Source organism: Andreprevotia lacus DSM 23236, assembly GCF_900176275.1.
Taxonomy (GTDB): domain Bacteria; phylum Pseudomonadota; class Gammaproteobacteria; order Burkholderiales; family Chitinibacteraceae; genus Andreprevotia; species Andreprevotia lacus.
In genome coordinates this window covers 1-22,535 of record NZ_FWXD01000031.1, presented here as the reverse complement: position 1 = coordinate 22,535, position 22,535 = coordinate 1, and the positions used below count along the sequence as shown (strand labels likewise).

Sequence of the window (22,535 nt, the reverse complement as noted above, 5' to 3'; positions counted from 1 at the left end):
AAAAGCAGCGACTACAAAAGAAAAAACCGCCTTGCGGCGGCTTGGTCGAGCCTGCTTGGCTCTTGGAACAGTTAGCGGTCATACCCCTGCATCAAGCCCCCGGCCAAGCCGGGCTCTCACCCGCGCGACAAGACGAAGCAACGGCTCTTGTCTGCTTGCCCCCACTCCCCCGCCCTCGCCACCGCGAGGGAGCCTCGCTTTGCTCGACAGCGGCCTGAAAAACGGCAGGTGGATTACAGGGCTGCCACCGTCCGCGTGGCGACCACGCGGTTATTGATTTCGAGATCGCGGTTACCCGGGTTCTGCACCGTCACGTCGTCGGCCACGGTAGGCAGGCTGGGTTTGAACGGCGCCTCGAAGCGCACCAGGATATCGTAGAAATTGCGCAGGGTTTCGACGTAGATCACCGGCTCGCCACCACGGGCATAGCCGTATTTCACGGTCGAGAAATACTTGGGATTGCGCAGCAGCGGCAAGGTACTCTTCACGTCGCTCCAGCTATCCGGGTTCTTGTTCTGCCGGCGTGCCAGTTCGCGCGCATCCAGCAAATGCCCCAGCCCCACGTTGTAGGCCGCCAGTGCCAGCCAGGTCTTGTCCGGCTCGGCAATATTGTCGGGCAGGCTGTCCTTCATCAGCTGCAGATAGCGTGCGCCACCCAGAATGCTTTGCATCGGGTTCAGGCGATCCACACCCATGCGCTGGGCGGTTTCGCCGGTCAGCATCATCATGCCGCGTACGCCATAGGGCGATACCGCGTCCGGGTTCCAGTGCGATTCCTGATAGGCCAGCGAGGCCAGCAGGCGCCAGTCCAGACCGGTTTCGGTTTCGGCACGCTGGAACCAGTTGCGATAGCGCGGCAAGGTTTCCTCGCGCTTTTGCAGGAAGGCCATCGCATCAGGCGACGCCACGCGGTTGACGTGACCGTAGTAGCGATCCAGCGCCTTGGCGAGCGAACCATCACCCTGGATGGCGGCGAAATAACCACTCACGCGCTGCAGCAGCTCGGGCTCGGCATCCGGCACGGCCCAGGCCAATGCCTGTGCATCGCCCATCTGGTGCACCACGCCCACCTGCGGGTAATAGTTGGAGCTGACATCGGCCACGTGCGAGCCGACCACGGCGTAATCGAGCTTGCCAGCGGCAACGGCCTCGACCATTTCCTCGCCGTCCATGTCGTCAACCAGACGCCAGGTCAGACCGGCATGGGCTGTTTTGGCACGGTTCATCGCGGCCAGATATTGCGGCAGCACCTTGGCCATCGCATCGCCGGCATACAGCCTGGCCAGCGCTTGTTCGTCGGTCTGCCCCTTGTTGTTGTAGAGCAGCACGGCAGAGACCGATTGATAGGCGGGACCGAAATGCACCCCGCTCTGCTCGCTGTCGGCATGCACGCCAACGGCAAGGTGAGCCTGATGCAGGCGCAGCCGTTCCAGCACGCGGGCGTAGTTGGGCTCGACCAGGAAGCGCACCTTCAGCCCCTGCTGTTCGGCAAAGCGCGTTACCAGGTCGTACTCCAGCCCGGCATAGCTGCCCTCGGCATCGACATAGAGCGTGGTGGGGCTGTTTTGTACCAGCACCACCAGTTCCTTCGATTCTGCCAGCGGCAATACACGGCTGGCGTCCGTCGGCATTTCGCCGCAGCCTACCAGCGTCGCCGCTGCAATGGCCATTAACCAGTGCCTCATAGCACTCCCAAGTCTTTGAATCGCCGCGCATTCTGCCCTCGTGGTCACAAAAGCGCAATGCAACCCATTCACATCAGAATTCGCTAAATTTCGAAAAAACGCGCAAACAGGCTTTGCAAGGCCGAAAAACCTGTATATAGTTCGGCCTCTACGCGGAGAGGTGGCAGAGTGGTCGAATGTACCTGACTCGAAATCAGGCGTAGGTGCAAGCCTACCGTGGGTTCGAATCCCACCCTCTCCGCCACGCAATACCGAGATCAAGCCCTGCAAATGCAGGGCTTTTTCTTTTGTGGCCGGCGCTCTGCCACCCTTGCTGCTTCCGGCCCGCAAGCACTGGCGCCGGATGCATCAAGCGAACAGCCAGCGTGCTTACTTGGTGACAGCACCCTGCCTGGCTTTCAATTGCTTGATGGCCTTGGGATCTTCCTTGAGCCAGTCCAGCAGCATGTCGCGCAAACCCGATGCATCGGGCAGAACGGCAATCAGGGCAGCCGCACCGTGGCCACTTCCTTCATCGCCCCGGGTCCAGATACTGCCCAGGGCAATGCCGTTGATCGCCTCGGACGTTAATGGCCAGGGTGCAGATTCAAACCCAGCTCGTACAGCCCCCAGCCCTTGGTGGTATTGACCGCCACCCCCGCCAGCCAGATGAACTTGACCGTCTTGGTCGTCACTTCGATCACCGGTTTGCTGTCGCCGACAATGTCATCCAGCTTGGTGCGCTGGCGCAACAGCTCCTGCCCGAAATAGGTATCGGCCAGTGCTGCCATGGTGCAATTCAATTTAATCTGCCGCATGTTTTATGTCAGCCAATGATTTGAATCATCTTTCAGCATAGTAAGCAGAACACATGCAGATGTCACGAAGATGACGACTTTCTTTTGCAAATCAGGCTATTAATGCACGCCAGCACCAGCAGTGCATTGCATCGGCACGGAGTGTGAATTGTACCGCCCTCACGCCAACAGGTGGCACCGGAACGAAAACGGCCCGTCTTGGCGAGCCGTCCGGACCGGGATAACCGGGTTTATTTAAGCAGATGCCCCATGCGCTGGCGCTTGGTGGCCAGGTAGTGATGGTTCTCGGGGTTGCTTTGCACCGCGTGCGGCACGCGCTCGACCACCGGGATGCCCGACGCTTCCAGCGCAGCGATTTTCTTCGGGTTGTTGCTCATCAGCCGCACCGTCGCCACCTCGAGATCCTTGAGCATGGCAGCCGCAGTATCGTAACTGCGCGCATCAATGGGCAAACCCAGCGCCGCATTGGCATCGACGGTATCAAGCCCCTGGTCCTGCAGTGCATAGGCGCTGATCTTGTGCGCCAGACCAATGCCCCGACCCTCGTGCCCACGCAGGTACAACAGCACGCCGCGTCCCTCATCAACAATGCGTTGCAGGGCGCGATGCAGCTGCTCGCCGCAATCGCAGCGCAGGCTGCCGAACACATCACCGGTCAGACACTCGGAATGCAGGCGCACCAGCGTGGCTTCGCCGGCAGGGTCGCCGTACACCACGGCAAGGTGCTCTACGCCATCCAGCGCCGAGCGGTAGGCGTGTGCGGCAAACACACCATAGGGCGTAGGCAGGCGCGCTACGCTGACTTTTTCGATGAGGGCTGGATTGGACAAGGCTGGCTCCGCAATTCTTCTCCCCTGCATATGGGGGCAGGCACTGCGGTTACAAGTCCTCGTACTGATATAACCGGAGTCATCCATGCCGCCGCAGGGCTGCGCTACACCTGACCACGGCTTGTCCGGGCCAAGCCCAGACAAAAGCGCCCTTGCGGTGGCAAGGGCGGGGAATAGGCGTCGGCATCAGCGGCGGCGCGCCGGCTTGGCAGGCGGCACCGGTGTCGGTGTGGCAGGTGGCTGCCAGTTCTGGCAGTACTTGCCTGCATCGCTATCGACCTCGGCCAGTCGTGCCTTCATTTTCTCGACGTCGTAGCTGTGGTTGTTGCCAGCGGCCAGCCGGGTGCGGATCAATCGACCTTCGTTGTAGAGCTTGCTGCAGCGCTGTGCCTCGAGCTGGGCCAGCTTGCCCGGGTCCGCCTTGTAATAGTCCTGCGCGCAGGCGGTGCCCGCAATCAGTACGAGCGCCAGAGCGGTTTTCAGAAACATGCGGTCTCTTCCTTTTCCATGGTGCGAATGACTTCCAGCAATTGCTGATCGGCCGGGTGCGACTCCCAGTGACGCCCTGCCAGCTCGCGCACCGGCACCATGCCGATCAGGCTGTTGCACAGCCAGACCCGGTTGGCGCGCAGCAGGCGCTCGGGGTTGATGTTGATTTCGCTCACGCTCCAGTTCAAACGGGCTGCCGCCTCCAGCGCCACGCTGCGCATCACGCCGGCCACGCCACCGCTCTCCAGCTTGGGGGTGACCAGTGCCTTGCCTTCCTGCAGCAGCACGTTGCTCATCACGCCCTCGATCACCGCGCCATCGCGGTCGCACATCAGGCCCTCGAAGATGGCGGCATCGCGCCATTCGTTGCGGGCCAGCACGTTCTCCAGCCGGTTCAGGTGCTTGATGCCGGCCAGGCGCGGCTGCCAGCTTGCCTTGGTGTCGCACCAGCGCACAGCCACGCCGTCGCTCTGCAGGGTATCCGGGTAGGCCGGCAGTGGCGCCGCCTGCGCAATACGCGTGGGTTTGACTACATCAGGCACCGCATAGCCGCGCTGCGATTCACCGCGCGTGACAATGAACTTGAGCGCCGCATCACGCACGCCCTGCCGGTGCAGCTCGGCGATATCGGCCAGCCAATCACTGGCGGCGGGCGCCTCGATGCCCAGCAAGGCGGCATCGTGGGTAAGGCGATCCAGCTGGCGCAGCCAGAACGGTACAGCGCCGCCCACCATTTTGAGCGTGCGGAACACACCGTCGCCGAACTGTACGGCGCGGTCGGCCAGCGCCAGCGTATCGGCCGGACTGCCATTGACGAGGCGTTGCATCATCCCGCCACCCCCAGTGCACGCAACAGGCCGCGTGCCTTGTGGCGGGTTTCCTGCAATTCGCGCTCGGGATCGGAGTCGGCCACGATGCCGGCGCCGGCGCGGAAATAAAGCTGATTGTTTTGCTGCATGAAGGTCCGGATCAGAATGTTGAAGTCCATGCGCCCGTCGATCCCGACGTAGCCAAGGCTACCGGTATAGGCGGCGCGCGGCGCATCTTCCAGTTCACGAATGATCTGCATGCAGCGCACCTTGGGGCAACCGGTGATGGTGCCGCCCGGAAACAGCGCGCGCAACACCTGCCGTACCGTGGTGCCCGGCTGCAGCCGGGCACGGATATTCGATTCGATATGATGCACATAGGCGTAGCTGGCCACCGCCATCAGCTCGTCCACCTCGACGCTGCCCGGCACGGCGATGCGGCCCAGGTCATTGCGCTCCAGATCGACCAGCATGATGTGTTCGGCACGCTCCTTGACGGTGCCGATGAGCTTTTGCTTGAGTGCTTCGTCCTCGGCCGGCGTGGCGCCGCGCGGATGAGTACCCGCAATCGGCCGGGTTTCGGCCACGCCGCCGGCCACGCGCACCAGCCGCTCGGGCGACGAACTGACGATCTGCTGCGCACCCAGATCAAGCAAGGCAGAAAACGGCGCCGGATTGGCGGTGCGCAGCCGCCCATACAGATCGTGCGGACTGCCTTGCGCCAGTTGCACGCGCCAGCCGCGCGAGAGATTCACCTGGAACACATCGCCTGCAACGATGTATTGCTTGCAGCGCTGCACGCCATCCAGAAACGCCTGCGCATCGTCCTCGTCCACCTGGGCCACAACCAAGGGTTGCGCTTGCCACGTAGCGCCGGCCGCGACCAGCGTGGCCAGTTGCACCAGCTGCTCGTCCGTCTCGGCCACCAGGCAGGCAGCCTGCGTGGCGCGATCAACCAGCACCGCTGCCGGGCAGCGGATCAGCGCGGCAGCGGGAAACCCGACTTCGTCACGCGCCGCCACGCTGGGCTCGAACACTTCCAGCAGCTCGTAACCGGCATATACCAGCCAGCCACCCAGAAAGGGCAAGGTATCGCTGGCACCGGCATGCACCGGCAATTGATCGAGATCGGCCAGAAATGCGGCTTGCTCGGCATGGGTATACACACGGCGCGCGTCGGGCAGCGCAAACAGGATGTCCCAGCCCTGGGCGCCGGAGGACTGCAACAAGGCAGGGAAAGCTGCCGGGGTAGCGGCAGCCAGCGCGGCCAGATCGGGGACGAAAGCGAGGGTTTGAATCGGCATGCGCGCATTGTAACAACAGGCAGCCCGCCGCTCGTCACCGAACGTATCGCCGGCAGCGGCCAGGCAATAAAAAACCCCGCAGCACGCTGCGGGGTTTTTCGGGCAAGACGGCATCAAACCTTCTTGAAGACCAGCGTGCCGTTGGTACCACCAAAACCGAAGGAGTTGGAGATCGCTACATTGATCTTCATCGCGCGCGCGGTGTTGGCCACGTAGTCCAGATCGCAACCACCCTCGATATCCTGCTCGAAGATATTGATGGTCGGCGGCGAAATCTGGTGATGCAGCGCCAGCACCGAATACACCGCCTCGACGCCGCCAGCGCCACCCAGCAAGTGGCCGGTCATCGACTTGGTCGAGTTCACCACCAGCTTTTTGGCGTGGTCGCCAAAGGCAATCTTCAGCGCATTGGTTTCGTTGGAGTCGCCCAGCGGGGTCGATGTGCCATGCGCATTCACATAGTCGACCTGGTCAGCGTTGATGCCTGCATCGCGCAGCGCGTTGGTTACGCCACGGGCCGGGCCTTCTGCGTTCGGCGCAGTGATGTGGTGCGCATCCGAGCTCATGCCAAAACCGGCAAACTCGGCATAGATCCTGGCGCCGCGCTTGACCGCGTGCTCGTACTCTTCCAGCACCAGCACGCCGGCGCCCTCGCCCATCACGAAACCATCGCGCCCCTTGTCCCACGGGCGGGATGCCGTAGCCGGATCATCGTTGCGGGTGGACAGCGCCTTCATGGCGGCAAAGCCGCCGATGCCCAGGCGGCAGATCGCGCCTTCGGCGCCACCGGCCACCATCACGTCTGCATCGCCATAGGCAATCATGCGCGCCGCGTCGCCAATGCTGTGCGCACCGGTGGTGCACGCCGACACGATGCCGTAACTGGGGCCTTGATAACCCTTGAGGATGGTGACATGCCCGGCGATCAGGTTGATCAGCGAGCCGGGAATGAAGAACGGGCCGATCTTGCGCGGGCCACCGGCGCGCAGGTCGCCATCGGTTTCCTCGATCAGCGGCAGGCCGCCGATGCCGGAGCCGATATTGACACCGACGCGGGTCTTGTCGAGACCGGCCACGTCATCAAGGCCGGAATCGGCAATCGCCTGCAATGCAGCGGCAATGCCGTAATGGATGAACAAGTCCATCCGGCGCGCTTCCTTGGGCGAGATGTACTGGGTCACGTCGAAGCCCTTCACTTCGCCCGCAATGGTGCAGGCAAGGTCGGAAGCATCGAAGCGGGTGATCTGACCAATGCCGGACTGGCCAGCCAACAGGTTGGCCCAGCCAGTGGCAACATCATTGCCTACTGCGGAAAGATGGCCAAGACCGGTGACGACGACTCTGCGTTTGGACACGGAAATTCTCCAGACTGGCGGCAGGGCGCAGTTTCAAACAGCTATGCGCGCGCCGGATGGAACAAGACCTCTGTGCGACCGTTTGAAGGGCCGCAGCAGAGGTCTTCTCAAAACTAGGACTTACTTGTCCAGATTGCCGGACACGTAGTCGATGGCTTGCTGAACGGTAGTGATCTTTTCGGCTTCTTCGTCCGGAATCTCACACTCGAATTCTTCTTCGAGGGCCATCACGAGTTCAACGGTGTCGAGGGAATCGGCGCCGAGGTCGTTCACGAAGGAGGACTCGTTCTTGACGTCCGTTTCCGGCACGCCCAGTTGCTCAGCAACGATCTTCTTCACGCGCTGTTCGATGTTTTCCATGGATTTAACCTTAACCATTTAAGGGAATAAAAAAAGCGAGCGCATTGTACCAAAAAAACGCCGCGCGCAAACGCAAGCGGGACGGACGTGGCACAAACGCACACAGGATCGATCAGGAGAAACCTGCGTTCAAACACATGTTTCTCCGCCAAAAACTCGACAAAATCGCCAACAACACCCGCAAATCGGGTGCGCCAGCGACACTTTAGTTCATGTACATGCCACCGTTGACGTGCAGCGTCTGGCCGGTGATATATGCGGCCTTGTCGCACGCGAGGAAGCCTACCGCATCGGCAATCTCCTTCGGCTCACCCAAGCGGCCCAGTGCAATGCTCTGTACCAGCGCGGCCTTTTGCTCTTCCGGCAGTACCTTGGTCATGTCGGTATCGATGAAACCCGGCGCAACCGCGTTGACGGTGACGCCGCGCGAGCCGATTTCACGCGCCAGCGACTTGGTAAAGCCGAACAGCGCGGCCTTGGCCGCCGAATAGTTGGTCTGGCCTGGGTTGCCGGTGGCACCGACCACCGAGGCGATATTGATGATGCGGCCCCAGCGGGCCTTCATCATGCCACGCATCACCGCCTTGGACAGCTTGTAGACTGGCTTGAGGTTGGTATCCATGATGGCATCCCACTCCTCGTCCTTCATGCGCATCAGCAGGTTGTCGCGCGTGATGCCGGCGTTGTTGACCAGGATGGCGATGCCGCCGAAATCCTTTTCGATCTGCGCCACCAGCGCCTCGCAAGCGCCCTCTTCGGTCACGTTCAGGCGCAGCCCGCTGCCCTGGGCGCCCGCGGCTTTCAGATAAGCGGTAATCGCCTCGGCACCGCTGTCGCTGGTGGCTGTACCGATCACGGTCGCGCCCTGCGCCGCCAGTTCCAGTGCAATGGCCTGGCCGATGCCGCGCGATGCGCCGGTCACCAGCGCCACTTTTCCTGCAAGACTCATAATCCTCTCCATACTTTTGATCAAAGGCCCGGCAGATGGCCAGCCCCCGGAAAACCGGCGGCCTTGCCGCCGGCAGGACAATAGCGTTGGCCGGTTACAACACGGCCTTCAGCGCGTCGAATGCGGCCAGATCAGTCAGCGCGACATGCTGTGCGGATTCGGCGACGCGTTTGTTCAGACCCACCAGCACCTTGCCCGGACCGCATTCAGCGATCACGGTAGCACCATCGGCAGCCAGCTTCTGCGCGCTCTCAACCCAGCGTACCGGGCGATAGAGCTGGCGCACCAGCGCATCGCGAATCTGTGCCGGGTCGGCATAAGACATCACATCGACGTTGTGGATGACCGGGAAGGACGGCGCAACGATCTGGATATCGGCCAGCGCGGCAGCCAGCTTTTCGGCAGCCGGCTTCATCAGCGCACAGTGCGACGGCACCGATACCGGCAGCGGCAGCGCGCGCTTGGCACCCTTTTCCTTGCACAGCGCCATGGCGCGCTCGACGGCAGCCTTGCTGCCGGCAATCACCACCTGGCCCGGCGAATTGAAGTTGACGGCTTCAACCACATCACCCTGCGCAGCTTCGGCACACGCAGCAACGATCACGTCATCGGGCAGCCCCAGGATCGCGGCCATGGCGCCGGTGCCTTCCGGCACGGCCGACTGCATGGCTTCGGCACGCAGGCGCACCAGCTTGACCGCATCGGCAAAGGCGATGCTGCCGGCAGCAGCCAGCGCCGAGTATTCGCCCAGCGAATGACCCGCAGCCAATGCCGGCGCGGCACCGCCCGCAGCCAGCCATGCACGGTAGACGGCCACGCTGGTGGTCAGCAGCAGCGGCTGAGTGTTGACGGTGGCATTGATGACGGCAGCGTCGGCCCCTTCGGCGCACATGGCGGCGAGGTCCTGGCCCAGTACGTCGCTGGCTTCCTCGAAGGTCTGGCGGACGGCGGGATCACCATCAAAGCCCTTGAGCATGCCGAGCGATTGCGAGCCCTGGCCCGGAAAGACGAAAGCAAGTGCCATGCTATTTCTCCTTGCACATTTGCCGCGACGGGCAAATTAAAACGCTTATTTGGTTTGGGTGACAGATAGCAAAACGGCGCAGTGTCTGCGCCGTTTTGCTTGATAAACAGATATTACAGCTTGAACAGCGCAGAGCCCCACGCAAAACCACCACCGATACCTTCCAGCAGCACGGTCTGGCCCGGCTTGATGCGGCCATCGCGCACGCCGGCATCCAGCGCCAGCGGAATCGACGCGGCCGAAGTATTGCCATGCCGGTCGACGGTGACAATGACCTGCTCCATCGGCAAACCCAGATGCTTGGCGGTGGATTCGATGATGCGCAGGTTGGCTTGATGCGGCACCAGCCAGTCCACATCGCTCTGTTGCAAACCGGCAGCTGCAATGGTTTTTTCTGCGACTTCGGCCAGCGCACGCACAGCGAACTTGAACACCGCACTGCCTTCCATGTGGATATAAGGGCTGCCGTCGATGCTGCCCTGCTTCACGCGGCCGTCGGCCTTGAGGATGCTGCTGTAGCGGCCATCAGCCTGCAGTTGCGTGGCGAGGATGCCCGGCTCATCGGATGCGCGCAGTACCACGGCGCCGGCGCCGTCACCAAACAGCACGCAAGTGGTGCGGTCATTCCAGTCGATCAGGTTGGTGAGCTTTTCAGCACCAACCACGACGGCACACTTGGCCACACCGCTCTGGATCATCGCGTTGGCGGTCGCCAGTGCATAGACGAAACCGGCACACACGGCCTGCACATCGAAAGCTGGGAAGCCATGCACGCCCAGCTTTTCCTGCAGCAGGCAGGCGGTGGACGGGAAGATGTTGTCCGGCGTGGTGGTCGCAACGATGAGCAGATCAATCTCTTCGCGTGCGGTGCCGGCAGCTTCCAGCGCGCGTTCGACGGCGACCAGCGCCATGTCGGAGGTCTTTTGTTCGTCGGCAGCAATGTGGCGTGCACGGATGCCGGTGCGGGTGGCAATCCATTCATCACTGGTATCGATACGGGTAGCCAGTTCGGCGTTGGTGAGGATTTTTTCCGGCAGATAGGAACCGGTTCCGACAATGCGCGCGTACATGGCTTTTCTCTCGTTGAATGCGGGGATATTACTGTGCGGCGGGCACTGGTGTAGCTGCCAGATCAGCCAGTTGCTCGCGCACCTGCTCGGTGATGCGCTGGATCACGCCCGATTGCGCCTCGGTCACCGCTTGCTTGAGTGCCCAGTAGAACGCCATCTGGTCTGCGCCGCCGTGGCTTTTTACCACAATCCCCTTCAAACCCAACAGCGATGCACCGTTATAACGGCGCGGATCGACGCGTTTCTTGAAGTGGCTGAGTACCGGCCACGCCAGCACAGCCAGGAAACGCGTCCACCACGTACGGGTGAATTCTTCACGCAGGAACTCGGCCAGCATCTTGGCCAGGCCCTCGGTAGTCTTGAGGGCGACATTGCCGGTAAAGCCGTCGGCGACAATCACATCCACCTTGCCGGTGAACAGCTCGTTGCCTTCGACATTGCCATGGAAATTGAGCTTGCTGGCGCGCAGCATCTCGGCAGCAGCCTTGACCGACTCGTTACCCTTGATTTCTTCCGAGCCGATATTGAGCAGGCCGACCGTAGGGCGATCCTTCTGGTGCACGGCAGCCACCAGCGAGGCACCCATGATGCCGAACTGGGTCAGTTGCTCGGGCGTACAGTCGACGTTGGCACCCAGGTCAAGCACACAGGTCTCGCCACCACTGGCCGTCGGCATCATCTTGGCAATGGCCGGACGCTCGACGCCCTCGATGGTCTTGAGTACGAAGCGTGCGGTGGCCATCAGCGCGCCGGTATTGCCAGCCGAAACGCAGGCATTGGCCTCGCCCGATTTCACCAGATTGATCGCCACGCGCATCGACGAATCTTTCTTGTTCTTCAGCGCCGATTGCGGCGCCTCGTCCATGGTGACGATTTCACTGGCCGGATGGATGCGCAGCCGAGGCCCAACGCTGGCCTTGCGGGCACGCAGTTCGGATTCGATCGCATCGGGCAGGCCGACAAGCACCACATTCACTTCCGGGTGGCGGTCAAGAAAGCGCAGCACGGCAGGCACGGTAATGTGCGCACCGTGATCTCCGCCCATTGCATCAACGGCGACGGTAATGTCCATTGCGGGTTCCAGAATGGAGAACGGCGCAAGCGAGGTTGCCCGCTTGCGCCGTTTTACATAACCAATTGGTTATTAAGGCTTTTGCGAATTATTCGCCCTTGGCCTTGATCACGCGACGGCCTTTGTAGAAACCGTTCGGCGAAATGTGGTGCGGGCGATGTGCTTCGCCGGTGTTCGGGTCGATCGAGACAGCCGGAGCGGTCAGGAAGTCGTGAGCGCGATGCATGCCGCGCTTGGACGGGGACTTTTTATTCTGTTGAACGGCCATGTTAAAACTCCTTGAAAACCAGTACTAAGTTCAATTATTCCGCTTTCCTGGTTTTCAAACCAGCCAGGACTGCAAACGGATTCGGTTTGTCCTGCCGGTTCTGCTCTTGCGGCGGCTCGCAGATCGCGTGCGTCGGGGCAAAAGGCAGTGCCAGCAGCAATTCATCTTCCAGCAGGGTCTCGATCGACAGGGCCGATTCGATAACCATTGTGTCCAGCTCAGGATCGCTCGCCTCGGCCTCATCGGCAGCCGCCTCATCGGCAAACTGCGTCAGTGCAACCTCGACCACGAACGGCCAGGCCATCTCGCTCAGGCAACGCTGGCATTGCAATGCCAGTTCACCGGTCAAGCTGACTTCCAGCCACGGGCGCTCAAACTTGTCGACACCGCCACGCACACGCCACGCGACCTCACCTTCGTTGCGCACCAGCACTTCCTGCAGGCGCGGCAAATCGGCTAGCGGCAGCGAGCCTTCAAGTACACCGCCTTCGCGGGCAAATTCGGCGCTGTGTATGACAGGCATCCCGTGTCCCAATCCTTAACCTGGACACCGACCCATACTATCTGGACTGCATAGGCAATCCGAACCGGGACGAGTCGGAAACCGCGCATGATACAATCTGCCTTCGGTCACTGTCAAAGATTTTATCCGCCCGTCGCTGGCGTTTTTCCATGCAAAAACAACCGCTTTCCCCACAAACAGGCCGTACGCTGGTACTGGCCTCCACCTCTCCCTACCGGCGCGAGCTGCTTGGCCGGCTGGGCCTGCCGTTTGAAACGGCCAGCCCGGGCGTCGATGAAACCCCGCTGCCGGATGAAACTGCCGCCGCAACCTCGCTGCGCCTGGCCATTGCCAAAGCAAGCGCACTGGCCGGCAACTATCCGGACGCGCTGCTGATCGGCTCCGACCAGGTGGCCCTGCTGGACGGCCAACAACTGGGCAAGCCCGGCACGCATGAGCGCGCCGTGGCGCAGCTGCAGGCCATGCGTGGCCGCGAAGTCGAATTCCATACCGCGCTGGCACTGCATGACAGCCGCTCGGCGCGTATCGTGACGGCTGTCGATGTCACGCGCGTGACGATGCGCGACTACAGCGATGCGCAGATCGAACGCTATCTGCTGCGCGACCAGCCCTACGACTGCGCCGGCAGCGCCAAGGTAGAGGCACTGGGCATCGTCATGATCGCCCGCGTGGCCAGCGACGACCCCACCGCGCTGATCGGCCTGCCGCTGATCGCACTGGTGGGCATGCTGAACGATGCCGGCGTGGAGGTGGTATGAGCACAGGCACGCTGTATCTGATCCCCGTACCGCTGGGCGAGGACACGTTGGCGGCCGTGCTGCCGACGGATGTATTGAGCACCGCACAACGGTTGACGCACTTCATCGTCGAGGCGCCCAAGACCGCCCGCGCCATGCTGAAATTGATGGGCACGCCGCACGAGCTGCGCAGCCTGTGGATGGAAGAACTGAACGAACACACCAAGGATGCCGCGCTCGAAGCGCTGCTGGCCCCGTTGCTGGCAGGGCACGATGTCGGACTGATGTCGGAAGCCGGCTGCCCCGGCGTGGCCGACCCCGGCGCCAACCTGGTGAAGCTGGCGCACGCGCGCGGCATACGCGTAGCACCGCTGGTGGGGCCGTCGAGCATCTTGCTGGCGCTGATGGGCGCCGGTGCCAACGGGCAAAAATTCCGCTTCAATGGCTACCTGCCAACACAGGATGCGGCGCGCATCGCTGCCATCCGCCAGCTGGAACAGGACTCGCGCAAGCAACAGCAAGCCGAGCTGTTCATCGAAACGCCCTACCGCAACGGCGCACTGTTCGATGCACTCGTCGCGACGCTCGCCCCCGATAGCCAACTGACCGTGGCGTGCGACATCACTACCGCCAGCGAATACATCCGCAGCCAGACCGTGGCCGCATGGCGCAAGGGCAACAAGCCCGACTTGCACAAGCGACCCACGGTGTTTGTGGTCTACGCAGCGTGACGATCACGCCGCGCCGGCATCACGCGGCGCGGCGTGAAAAATCCTTGAGGCGAAAACCCAGCGCGTACAGGGTACCGAAATAGGCAGCGAGTCCTGCAGTCACTACTGTGGCCAAGCGCAGCAAACGCCACAGCATATTGCCGTCACCCCAGGGTGGCATCGGTGCCAGCACCGCAAACAGCACGCCGGACATTACCGCCACTGCCGCCACCAGCTTGAACAAAAAACGGCCCCAGCCCGGCAGTGGTTGATACGCACCCTGCTTGCGCAAGCGCCAGTACAGCAGCGCCGCATTCGCGCACGACGCCAGCCCGATCGACAGCGACAGGCCGGCGTGCTTGAGCGGGCCAATAAAAGCCAGGTTCATCAACTGCGTGAGCACCAAGGTGAAAATGGCAATCTTCACCGGGGTGCGGATGTTTTGCCGCGCATAGAAACCCGGCGCCAGCACCTTGACCAACAAAAAGCCCGACAAGCCAACGGTGTAGGCCAGCAGTGCATATTGCGTCTTGAGCGTATCGAACGCGGTGAACTTGCCGTACTGCAGCAAGGTAGCGATCAGCGGACCGGACAGGATGGCCAGCGCAGCCGACGCCGGCAACGCCAGCATCAGACACAGCCGCAGCCCCCAGTCGAGCAGGCGGGAATATTCAGCCTGGTCTTTGTTGGCATGCGTTTTGGATAGCGACGGCAACAGGATGGTACCGAGTGCCACACCCAGCAGGCCGTTGGGGAACTCCATCAAGCGATCTGCATAGTTCATCCATGAAATCGAACCGGACGGCAGGTAGGAGGCAAAGCTCAGGTTGATCAGCAGCGATATCTGCGCCACCGATACACCAAGAATGGCCGGCCCCATCTGCCGCATGACACGCCACACGCCGGCGTCTCGCCAATTGATGCGCGGCAACACCAGCATGCCGATCTGCTTCAGGTGGGGCAACTGCCACACCAGTTGCAATATGCCCCCAAGCAATACACCCCAGGCCAGCGCCACGATGGGTGGATGAAAATACGGCGCAGCAAACAGCGCTGCCACGATCATGGCCACGTTGAGCAAGGTGGGCACGAAGGCCGGCACCGAGAAGCGGTTCCAGGTATTGAGCACCGCCCCCGCCAGCGACGACAGCGAAATCAAAAAGATGTAGGGAAAGACGATGCGCAGCATCTGCGATGTCAGCGCAAACTTGTTCGGGTCGCCGCGAAACCCCGACGCGGTCAGCCATACCACCACCGGTGCAGCCAGCACACCCAACAGGGTGACCAGCGCCAGCGCCAGCGTGAGCATGCCCGACACATAGGCGACGAAAGTGCGCGTGGCCTCCTCGCCTTTTTGTGCCTTGTACTCGGCCAGGATAGGCACGAAAGCCTGCGAGAACGCCCCCTCGGCAAAAATGCGCCGCAGCAGGTTGGGCAGGCGGAACGCCGTGAGAAACGCGTCGGTCGCCGCGCCAGCGCCAAAGTGACTGGACACGATGGTCTCGCGCGCCAGACCGAGCACGCGCGACACCAGGGTCATCGAACTGGTGGCAGCAAGGGACTTGAGCAGATTCATAAAGGCGGCACGCGGGACTGGAGGTCGTACAAGGGCGACATCGTAGAGGAAATGCGCCTGCAGCGGGAGCAAATAAGCCCACCAAAAATACTTACCAAATCGTTACACAAAGAATAAGAAATTTCCAGAAACAGCATGATGGCCGTGCCGGGCAGCAATCGAATCCGGCAGGAAAAAACATCATTCTCTAAAGGAAATCAGCATGTTACGCAAACTCTTCATCTCGCTTGCGCTGCTTGCCGCAGCAACCTGCGCACAGGCCAGCACCTATCTCAAGTTCGTCAGCGACAAGGGCGACTATATCGGCCAGGGCGTCACCAAGACCTGGCTGGAAACCGATGGCACGTTCACCGCGCAAAACAACTTCAGCAATGGCGTCACCATCAACTTCAATGGCGGCAATGACTGGTGGTCGGTCAACTTTGCCGCGCCAAACAAGGCCCGCCTGCAGGTTGGTCCATACGAAAATACGCAGCGCTGGCCGTTCCAGAGCCCGACCGGTGCCGGCCTCGACGTGAGCGGCAGCGGCCGTGGCTGCAATACCTCCACCGGCCGTTTCGACATCCTGGAAATCAGCTACACCCCGACCGGCGATCTGGATCACTTTGCCGCCAACTTCGAGCAGCATTGCGAAGGCGCTGCCGCAGCACTGCGTGGCAGCGTTTACTACAAGAGCACGCTGGCTGGTGATCTCAACCCCAAGGTCACCGTGACCTCGGGCGGTTTTTCCAACCCCGTATACGTGAAGGTGGGCCAGCCGGTGACCGTCAACGTCAAGGTGGAAGCCAACGGCAAGAAGAACGCACAGGTCGAGCGCTGGGCCGGTTTCATCGGCACCAAGGGCCCGCAATGGTTCAATGGCAGCGGCTGGGTGGCCAGCACGACACCGCAGCTGGCTGCGGTGGATTTCCTGCAGGATGGCACCTTCAGCTATCAGGTCACGCCGACGGCTGCCGGTGCACATGTATTCGAATACGCGGTTGATGAAGGCAGCAACCATGTCTTCGATGCGCAGTATCTCAACCAGCTGCTGATCATCGCCCAGTAAGCCGGGGCATCATGAAAAAGGCGGCCTGCGGGCCGCCTTTTTCATTCACGCTGCGGCATGCCGCCCCAGCACGATTTCATCGCTGACAGCCACATTGGCCGCCACATCGCGGCACAGCTGCAAGAATGCCTGCATGCCGGGCGTGCGGAATTTCTGCTTGTGCACGACGAAGTGAAACTGGCGCGACAGATCCAGCCCGTCCACCGCAATCGGTACCAGGCTGCCGCGCTGGAATGCGTCCCGCAGCGCCAGCCGCGAGATGCAGCCCACCCCCAGCCCGGATTCAACCGCACGCTTGATCGCCTCGGTCTGCTCCAGCTCCAGCCGGATATCGAGCTTGGAGCCGATGTGGCGCAACGCAGCGTCAAAGGTCTGGCGCGTACCCGAGCCAGCCTCGCGCACGATCCACGGCACGCGGGCCAGTTCGGCCAGTGTCGCTTTGCCGGCGCGGGCCAGCGGGTGCTCGGGCGCAGCAAAGATTACCAGCTCATCGGCCACCCAGTTTTCCACCTCCAGCTCGGGATGCTGGCAATCACCTTCGACCAGACCGAAATCGATTTCGAAGTGCGCCACCTGCTGGATCACCGTGGCGGTGTTGTGCACCCCCAGCTTGATCTGGCTGCCCGGATGGCATTGCAGGTATTCGCCCACCAACAGCGACGCCAGATAGTTGCCGATGGTGACGGTGGCACCGATATGCAGGTGCGCAAGCCCCGCTTCTCCGTTCAGGGCATGCTCCACTTCGGCAGCACGATCCAGCAGCTCGATGGCACGGGGCAGCAACTGGTGGCCCAGCTCGTTCAACTGCAGCCGCTTGCCGAAGCGGTCAAACAAGCGCACGTCGAACTGTTTTTCCAGCTCGGCCAGCGCGGTGCTGGTGGCCGATTGCGACAGCCCCAGCTCCTCGGCCGCGCGCGATGCGCTTTGATAGCGGCCGACGGCAACAAACACTTCAAGCTGGCGTAGCGTGTATCTCACGTTCAGTAATCCGGGGCGATCAGGTCGGCGTAATCATACAGTGCGGCGAGTATGCTTTCCGCGCGCTCGTCACCACGCTCGCCTGCTGCTTCAGCCAGTACGTCGATCTGCTCACTGTACTGCTCCAGCGTCAGATAGCCGTCGCGGCCGTCGAACAGCCGCTCGCTGCGCAGTTGCTGCCAGCGTGCCTGCTCGGCCTCGCTCAAGGTGGCCGGGAAATTGCGTGCGCGGTAGTAAAACAGCAGTTCACCCAAGCGGCGATCGGCAAAATCCGGCCGCGCCTGCGCCAGTTGCTCGGGCGACAAGCTACGCAGCCGGCTCAGTGTGCGGCGATCATCGTTGCCGACGAACCCGCCATACAGGTTCTGGTCCACATCACCGATCGGCTCCAGATTGCGGTTGTATACCTCGCGCCAGATGGTGCTCAGGTCCGGTCTGGCCTGCAGCGCCTGTACATAGCGCTCGGCCTGCGCCAAATCGATACCCCAACGTTCTGCAGTGGCGGGCTGCAGGGTCTTGAGGTTGCCGATGACGATGGGCGATTTGTTGATGTGGATGGTCTTGATCGGCAAGCGCTCCACGCCTTCGGCCAACGCATCGGCGCGGCTGAACATGCGCTCGCGCACCGTGGCGGCATCCAGCCCAAACAGTAGGGCCGGGTCGTGGCGCAAGTCCCAGACAATCAGCTCGTTCTTGTTGGTCGGGTGCCAGGCCAGCGGCCACACCAGCGCCATGCAGCCGCGCTCGGTGCCGAACATGCCGGAGATATGCAAAAACGGCTTGGGCGCACTGCCGATTTCCTTCAGCACCGCATCCTTCTTGCGCAGGCCCAGGCAGAAATCGAACAGGCGTGGCTGGCGCTCTCGAATGAGGCGCGCCAACGCGATGGTGGCGCGCACATCCGATACCGCGTCATGCGCGGCCTCGTGCGCCAGGCCGTTGGCCTTGGTCAGCAGCTCCAGCTTGAAGCTGGGCTTGCCATCCTCGCCCACCGGCCATTCGATGCCTTCGGGGCGCAGTGCCCAGGTGGTACGCACCACGTCGAGCAAGTCCCAACGGCCGCAGTCGTTCTGCCATTCACGTGCATACGGGTCGATCAGATTGCGCCAGAACAAATGGCGCGTTACTTCATCATCAAAACGGATGGTGTTGTAGCCGACACCGATGGTGCCCGGTGCTGCCAGCTCGCGCTCTATGCTTTCGGCAAAACGGAACTCGGGCACGCCACGCTCCAGGCACTGCTGCGGTGTGATGCCGGTCAGCAGGCAGGATTCGGGATTGGGCAGCCAGTCAACGGTGGGCTGGCAGAACAACTCGACAGGATCGCCGATCTCGTTCAGTTCGGCATCGGTGCGGATGCCGGCAAACTGGGCGGGGCGGTCACGGCGCGGCACGACGCCGAAGGTTTCGTAGTCGTGCCAGAGAAAGGTATGGGACATGGCAGGCGCTGAACGTGGTCAGCCGCCATTCTAGCAGCGGATCAGGCCTTCACCGACAGCACGCCTTCCGGCGCGGTATCGTCATGGCGGCGCCCCTCGCGGCGGCGCTCGTGCCGCGCCCGCGTATCAAAGCGGGTTGGGCGCCGGTAGGCACGGCGCTCGCCCTGGCGGCGCTCGTCACCGACGCGGCGTTCGCTACCATCCCATTCGGCAACGGGCAGTTCTGGCGGAGCGTGCTGCCGGCGCGCTTCACCTTCGCCGGACGGCAACACCGCCGCGACAAAGGATGCAGCGCCAACACGCAGCAGTTCGGGTACTTTCATGATCAGTCACGTCAAATCAAGGTGTTACACCTGATATCGGCGCAAATGCGTCTGACTTGAGCCGGGCAGCCCCCTCAGTCAGCCACGGCCGGAAATGCCGCAAATGCCGCACACAGCTCGGCATGGCTGGCCGCCTGCGCCAGATAGCCGCAACCACCCTGCTGCAATTCATCGACCGCACGCATGAACGCGCCCCATGCCACGCGCGCCAACGAGCCGCCAGTGCTGATGCGCTTCACCCCCAACGCAGCCAGCTGCGGCACGCTGGCCCGCAGCGGCCCCAGCCCCAACAACACGTTAAGCGGCCGGTCGATTTCACGCAGTACCAGCGCAATCTCTTCAACGGTGCGCAAGCCGGGGGCGAACAATACATCGGCGCCAGCCTCCTGATACGCCTGTAGCCGGGCTATCGTATCGGCCAGATCGGGGCGCCCCAGCACGAAATTCTCTGCCCGTGCAGTCACGACAAAAGGAAACGGCAACGCGCGCGCCGCCTCTGCTGCTGCACGGATGCGCTCGGCAGCATGTGCAATCTCATGCAAGGGCGCATCGGACAGGCCGGTGCTGTCTTCGATGGAGCCACCGACGACGCCGGCTGCTGCGGCCAGGGTGACGGTCTGCGCTGCAGCCTCGGGCGCGTCGCCAAAGCCGTTTTCCAGGTCTGCGCTGACGGGCAGGCTGGACCCGGCGCACAGCGCAGCCAGATACTGCAGCAGCACATCCCTGCCCACCAGGCCGTCGGGCTGCCCCAGGCTGAACGCCAGCCCGGCGCTGCTGCTGGCCAGCGCCCTGAAGCCGGCGGCTTCCAGCAAGCGTGCCGAGCCGACATCCCACGGGTTGGGAATCACGAAGCAGCCAGCCCCGGCATGCAGCGCATGAAAAGCCATGGCCTTGTCGGTCTGGGTCAGTGTCGATGCTGTCATGGTTTTGCCTCCTGGACTCCGTTTTAGCGCCCGTGCGCCTGCTCGCCACGCAAGGTCATGACCTTGCTGACCACGCTGGCCACGCGCTTGCCATCATCCCGCACGATATCGCACCGGTAGTGACAAATGGTGCGGCCCAGGTGGCTGACCTCGGCCCGTGCCCGCAAGCTGCTGCGCCACACCGGGCGCAGGAAGGACGCACTCAAGTCCAGACTGGTGAACGACTCCCCATGCGCCAGCAAAGTCGAATGCGCGGTGCCGATGGCCGCATCGGCCAGCTCACACAACAAGCCGCCATGGACGGTGCCTTGCTGGTTGCCGTGCAGTTGCGGGTCGGCGTCGATTTCCAGCTCAGCGATGCCGTAATCCACCGCAACGATGCGCAACCCCAGCAGACGGGAGATGGCGGTGGGGTAGTACAAATGCGTGCGTTCGCCGGGGGTCAGCTCGCCAGCAAGCAAGCGGCGCAGGTAGTCGAGGACCGGCAGTACAGCGGTGTCGGATTGCAGCATGCTTAGCCTCCTGTATGCCGCGCATCAGGCGCGGGCGGTCATGCCGGCATGATCGTACAGCCATACAGTACAATCAAAAAATTGTCCTAAATACGGTTCAAGCCATGGCTCCACCTGTGTACAGCACCTTGGTCGAACGCCTGGCGAATGATATCCGCCATGGCCACCTGCCACCCGGCACCCTGCTGCCCACGCATCGCCAACTGGCCGAGCAGCACGGCATCGCTGTTGCCACCGCCAGCCGTGCCTACAAGGCGCTGCAGGATATGGGACTGGTGATCGGCGAAACCGGGCGCGGCACCTATGTGCGCGACCGGCTGCTGCAACGCGATTGGGATCCGCAAGACGAAGCACGCCACAATCGCCACACGGCCGACCTCTCGTTCAATCACCCTCATGACGATGAACAGGCCGCGCTGCTGCGCGATGGCTTGCGCCAGCTGGCTGCCGGCGGCGATCTTGCCGCGCTGCTACATCAGCAGCCACCCGGCGGGCGCCCGCATGAACGCGACATCGTGCGGCAGTTTCTGGTTACGCGCGGCATCGCCGCGCACCGCGATCAGGTCTTCATCGTCAATGGTGCCCAGCAGGGGCTGGATATTGCCGTGCGGGCGCTGTTGCCGTCCGGGATGCACATTGCCGTGGATGCGCTGACCTACCCCGGCATCAAGATGATTGCCGATGCACAACGCCTGCCACTAGCCTCGGTGCCATGCAGCAATGACGGGCCGGACCTGGCTGCGCTGGGGCAATTGTGCCGGCAAGGCCGCATCGGGCTGATCTATGCCATGCCCGGCATGCACAACCCGCTGGGCTGGGTGCTGAATCTGGCACAACGCGAGCAGCTGGTGGCCATTGCGCGCCGCCACGACTGCGTGTTGATCGAAGATGCCAGCTATGCCTTTCTGGCCGGCGACAATACGCCTGTGCTGGCCACACTGGCGCCGGAGCGTACCGTGTACGTGTCCAGCCTGTCCAAAAGCGTTGCCAGCGGCCTGCGCTTCGGCTTCATGGTGGTGCCGGCAGCGTGCAGCAAGTCCATCAAGCAGCAACTGCGCGCCAACACCTGGAGCCTGCCCAGCCTGACCACAGCACTGGCCTGCTTGTGGCTGCAGGATGGCACGGTGGCCCACCTGGAGCAGAAACGGCGCGAAGATGCGCGGCTGCGTCAGGCCATGGCCCGCGACATCCTGCACGGGCTGGACTGCCAAAGCCACCCGAACGCCCTCTTCCTCTGGCTGCGCTTGCCGGCAGAGTTGCGCATGGACCGCATCGCCACCGAACTGGCACTGCGCAATATTGCCGTCTCGAAAGCCGACGCCTACGCCACCACGCGTCATGCGCCACATGCATTGCGATTGGGTTTGAGCTCGCTGCCACATGCGGCGCTGGCCGACGCCTTGCGTGAAGTGCGCGAGGTGATCGACACCTACCCTATCTGAACGACTGACCCGTCCTGAATTAGGTTGACACCCAAAACAGCTGGTTTGAACCCGCATTATCCTGCCAACGACGCCCGGTGCACCGCATCGGGCGTTTGCATTTGCAACGACAGATGCGGCCGCTCATGGTTATAAATCGCGACCGACTCACCCACCATCCGCCGGGCCTGCGCAAGGTCCGCAGGCCGCTGCAACAACAACTCCGTCTTGAGAATGCCATTCACTCGCTCTGCCAGCGCATTCTGGTAGCAATCATACCCATCCGTCATCGAGCAGATCACCCCATGCTGCCGATGCAGCTTCTGGTAGTAA

26 protein-coding genes and 1 tRNA gene are annotated in these 22,535 nt (G+C 62.3%); 6 read left to right on the top strand and 21 right to left on the bottom strand.

All coding sequences use genetic code 11. From position 1 onward, the window contains the following. Nucleotides 1–233: 233 nt before the first annotated feature. Nucleotides 234–1,670, bottom strand: coding sequence for a membrane-bound lytic murein transglycosylase MltF (gene mltF, locus B9A19_RS18460; RefSeq protein WP_176217015.1), 1,437 nt, complete (start codon nucleotides 1,668–1,670; stop codon nucleotides 234–236). A gap of 169 nt (nucleotides 1,671–1,839) precedes the next feature. Between mltF and B9A19_RS18455 the strand changes: the two genes are divergently transcribed. Together B9A19_RS18455 and B9A19_RS22275 are read left to right on the top strand one after the other, a co-directional pair. After that, nucleotides 1,840–1,929 (top strand) — tRNA-Ser (locus tag B9A19_RS18455). Further along, on the top strand, nucleotides 1,902–2,255 hold the full coding sequence (locus B9A19_RS22275; RefSeq protein ID WP_139798972.1) for a hypothetical protein: 354 nt from the start codon (nucleotides 1,902–1,904) through the stop codon (nucleotides 2,253–2,255). Before B9A19_RS18455 ends, B9A19_RS22275 begins: the two co-directional genes overlap by 28 nt. On the opposite strand, the gene B9A19_RS18450 is transcribed toward B9A19_RS22275, so the two are convergent. The 13 genes from B9A19_RS18450 to B9A19_RS18390 form a co-directional block, all read right to left on the bottom strand. Next, on the bottom strand, nucleotides 2,252–2,455 hold the full coding sequence (locus tag B9A19_RS18450; RefSeq protein ID WP_084092636.1) for a hypothetical protein: 204 nt from the start codon (nucleotides 2,453–2,455) through the stop codon (nucleotides 2,252–2,254). The two genes, B9A19_RS22275 and B9A19_RS18450, sit on opposite strands and share 4 nt — an antisense overlap. 257 nt (nucleotides 2,456–2,712) lie before the next feature. Next, nucleotides 2,713–3,312, bottom strand: coding sequence for a GTP cyclohydrolase II (gene ribA / locus B9A19_RS18445; RefSeq protein ID WP_245804382.1), 600 nt, complete (start codon nucleotides 3,310–3,312; stop codon nucleotides 2,713–2,715). 186 nt (nucleotides 3,313–3,498) lie between these two features. Next, nucleotides 3,499–3,801: a hypothetical protein gene (locus B9A19_RS18440; RefSeq protein WP_084092634.1), complete on the bottom strand. Its 303-nt coding sequence runs from the start codon at nucleotides 3,799–3,801 to the stop codon at nucleotides 3,499–3,501. After that, nucleotides 3,792–4,631: an aminodeoxychorismate lyase gene (gene pabC, locus B9A19_RS18435; RefSeq protein ID WP_084092633.1), complete on the bottom strand. Its 840-nt coding sequence runs from the start codon at nucleotides 4,629–4,631 to the stop codon at nucleotides 3,792–3,794. The genes B9A19_RS18440 and pabC overlap by 10 nt, the downstream gene beginning before the upstream one ends. Next, nucleotides 4,628–5,914 carry an aminodeoxychorismate synthase component I gene (locus B9A19_RS18430; RefSeq protein ID WP_084092632.1) on the bottom strand — a complete coding sequence of 429 codons (1,287 nt, stop codon included), beginning with the start codon at nucleotides 5,912–5,914 and terminating at the stop codon, nucleotides 4,628–4,630. The genes pabC and B9A19_RS18430 overlap by 4 nt, the downstream gene beginning before the upstream one ends. 113 nt (nucleotides 5,915–6,027) lie before the next feature. Next, nucleotides 6,028–7,269 (bottom strand): beta-ketoacyl-ACP synthase II, encoded by a 1,242-nt coding sequence (gene fabF / locus B9A19_RS18425; RefSeq protein WP_084092631.1) that lies wholly within the window; start codon nucleotides 7,267–7,269, stop codon nucleotides 6,028–6,030. A gap of 120 nt (nucleotides 7,270–7,389) precedes the next feature. After that, the gene (acpP, locus tag B9A19_RS18420; RefSeq protein WP_084092630.1) at nucleotides 7,390–7,629 is read right to left on the bottom strand and encodes an acyl carrier protein; all 240 of its coding nucleotides are present in this window, start codon (nucleotides 7,627–7,629) and stop codon (nucleotides 7,390–7,392) included. 205 nt (nucleotides 7,630–7,834) lie between these two features. Next, nucleotides 7,835–8,578, bottom strand: coding sequence for a 3-oxoacyl-ACP reductase FabG (fabG, locus tag B9A19_RS18415; protein WP_084092629.1), 744 nt, complete (start codon nucleotides 8,576–8,578; stop codon nucleotides 7,835–7,837). A 94-nt stretch (nucleotides 8,579–8,672) separates the two neighbouring features. Further along, complete coding sequence (fabD, locus tag B9A19_RS18410) at nucleotides 8,673–9,602, bottom strand: ACP S-malonyltransferase (protein WP_084092628.1); 930 nt, start codon at nucleotides 9,600–9,602, stop codon at nucleotides 8,673–8,675. A 113-nt stretch (nucleotides 9,603–9,715) separates the two neighbouring features. Then, nucleotides 9,716–10,672 (bottom strand): beta-ketoacyl-ACP synthase III, encoded by a 957-nt coding sequence (locus B9A19_RS18405; protein WP_084092627.1) that lies wholly within the window; start codon nucleotides 10,670–10,672, stop codon nucleotides 9,716–9,718. 28 nt (nucleotides 10,673–10,700) lie between these two features. Beyond that, nucleotides 10,701–11,744 carry a phosphate acyltransferase PlsX gene (gene plsX, locus B9A19_RS18400; protein ID WP_084092626.1) on the bottom strand — a complete coding sequence of 348 codons (1,044 nt, stop codon included), beginning with the start codon at nucleotides 11,742–11,744 and terminating at the stop codon, nucleotides 10,701–10,703. Nucleotides 11,745–11,832: 88 nt separating this feature from the next. After that, complete coding sequence (gene rpmF / locus B9A19_RS18395) at nucleotides 11,833–12,012, bottom strand: 50S ribosomal protein L32 (RefSeq protein WP_035056189.1); 180 nt, start codon at nucleotides 12,010–12,012, stop codon at nucleotides 11,833–11,835. 34 nt (nucleotides 12,013–12,046) lie between these two features. Further along, nucleotides 12,047–12,535: a YceD family protein gene (locus B9A19_RS18390; protein WP_084092625.1), complete on the bottom strand. Its 489-nt coding sequence runs from the start codon at nucleotides 12,533–12,535 to the stop codon at nucleotides 12,047–12,049. Between the two features lie 149 nt (nucleotides 12,536–12,684). On the opposite strand from B9A19_RS18390, the gene B9A19_RS18385 reads away from it, so the two are divergent. Together B9A19_RS18385 and B9A19_RS18380 are read left to right on the top strand one after the other, a co-directional pair. Beyond that, nucleotides 12,685–13,293 carry a Maf family nucleotide pyrophosphatase gene (locus B9A19_RS18385; protein ID WP_084092624.1) on the top strand — a complete coding sequence of 203 codons (609 nt, stop codon included), beginning with the start codon at nucleotides 12,685–12,687 and terminating at the stop codon, nucleotides 13,291–13,293. After that, the gene (locus tag B9A19_RS18380; RefSeq protein WP_084092623.1) at nucleotides 13,290–14,003 is read left to right on the top strand and encodes an SAM-dependent methyltransferase; all 714 of its coding nucleotides are present in this window, start codon (nucleotides 13,290–13,292) and stop codon (nucleotides 14,001–14,003) included. The genes B9A19_RS18385 and B9A19_RS18380 overlap by 4 nt, the downstream gene beginning before the upstream one ends. Before the next feature lie 19 nt (nucleotides 14,004–14,022). On the opposite strand, the gene murJ is transcribed toward B9A19_RS18380, so the two are convergent. Continuing rightward, entirely contained in the window at nucleotides 14,023–15,558 is a 1,536-nt protein-coding gene (gene murJ, locus B9A19_RS18375; RefSeq protein WP_084092622.1) for a murein biosynthesis integral membrane protein MurJ, read from the bottom strand. Between the two features lie 202 nt (nucleotides 15,559–15,760). Between murJ and B9A19_RS18370 the strand changes: the two genes are divergently transcribed. Next, on the top strand, nucleotides 15,761–16,606 hold the full coding sequence (locus B9A19_RS18370) for a hypothetical protein (RefSeq protein ID WP_084092621.1): 846 nt from the start codon (nucleotides 15,761–15,763) through the stop codon (nucleotides 16,604–16,606). 45 nt (nucleotides 16,607–16,651) lie between these two features. Here B9A19_RS18370 and B9A19_RS18365 read toward each other — a convergent pair whose 3' ends face one another. From B9A19_RS18365 to B9A19_RS18345, 5 genes are all read right to left on the bottom strand, one after another. Continuing rightward, a complete protein-coding gene (locus B9A19_RS18365; protein WP_084092620.1) occupies nucleotides 16,652–17,584 on the bottom strand; it encodes a LysR family transcriptional regulator in 933 nt (310 codons plus the stop codon). A 2-nt stretch (nucleotides 17,585–17,586) separates the two neighbouring features. Continuing rightward, nucleotides 17,587–19,023, bottom strand: coding sequence for an exodeoxyribonuclease I (gene sbcB / locus B9A19_RS18360; protein WP_084092619.1), 1,437 nt, complete (start codon nucleotides 19,021–19,023; stop codon nucleotides 17,587–17,589). Between the two features lie 41 nt (nucleotides 19,024–19,064). After that, a complete protein-coding gene (locus B9A19_RS18355; protein WP_084092618.1) occupies nucleotides 19,065–19,346 on the bottom strand; it encodes a hypothetical protein in 282 nt (93 codons plus the stop codon). Between the two features lie 74 nt (nucleotides 19,347–19,420). After that, the gene (locus B9A19_RS18350) at nucleotides 19,421–20,269 is read right to left on the bottom strand and encodes an isocitrate lyase/PEP mutase family protein (RefSeq protein WP_084092617.1); all 849 of its coding nucleotides are present in this window, start codon (nucleotides 20,267–20,269) and stop codon (nucleotides 19,421–19,423) included. A 23-nt stretch (nucleotides 20,270–20,292) separates the two neighbouring features. Continuing rightward, the gene (locus tag B9A19_RS18345) at nucleotides 20,293–20,781 is read right to left on the bottom strand and encodes a PaaI family thioesterase (protein ID WP_084092616.1); all 489 of its coding nucleotides are present in this window, start codon (nucleotides 20,779–20,781) and stop codon (nucleotides 20,293–20,295) included. A gap of 104 nt (nucleotides 20,782–20,885) precedes the next feature. Here B9A19_RS18345 and B9A19_RS18340 point away from each other — a divergent pair, with 104 nt between their 5' ends. Further along, nucleotides 20,886–22,223: an aminotransferase-like domain-containing protein gene (locus B9A19_RS18340; RefSeq protein WP_084092615.1), complete on the top strand. Its 1,338-nt coding sequence runs from the start codon at nucleotides 20,886–20,888 to the stop codon at nucleotides 22,221–22,223. A gap of 56 nt (nucleotides 22,224–22,279) precedes the next feature. Here B9A19_RS18340 and B9A19_RS18335 read toward each other — a convergent pair. Further along, the coding region (locus tag B9A19_RS18335) for an integrase core domain-containing protein (RefSeq protein WP_139798971.1) at nucleotides 22,280–22,535 on the bottom strand (256 nt) is incomplete at its 5' end.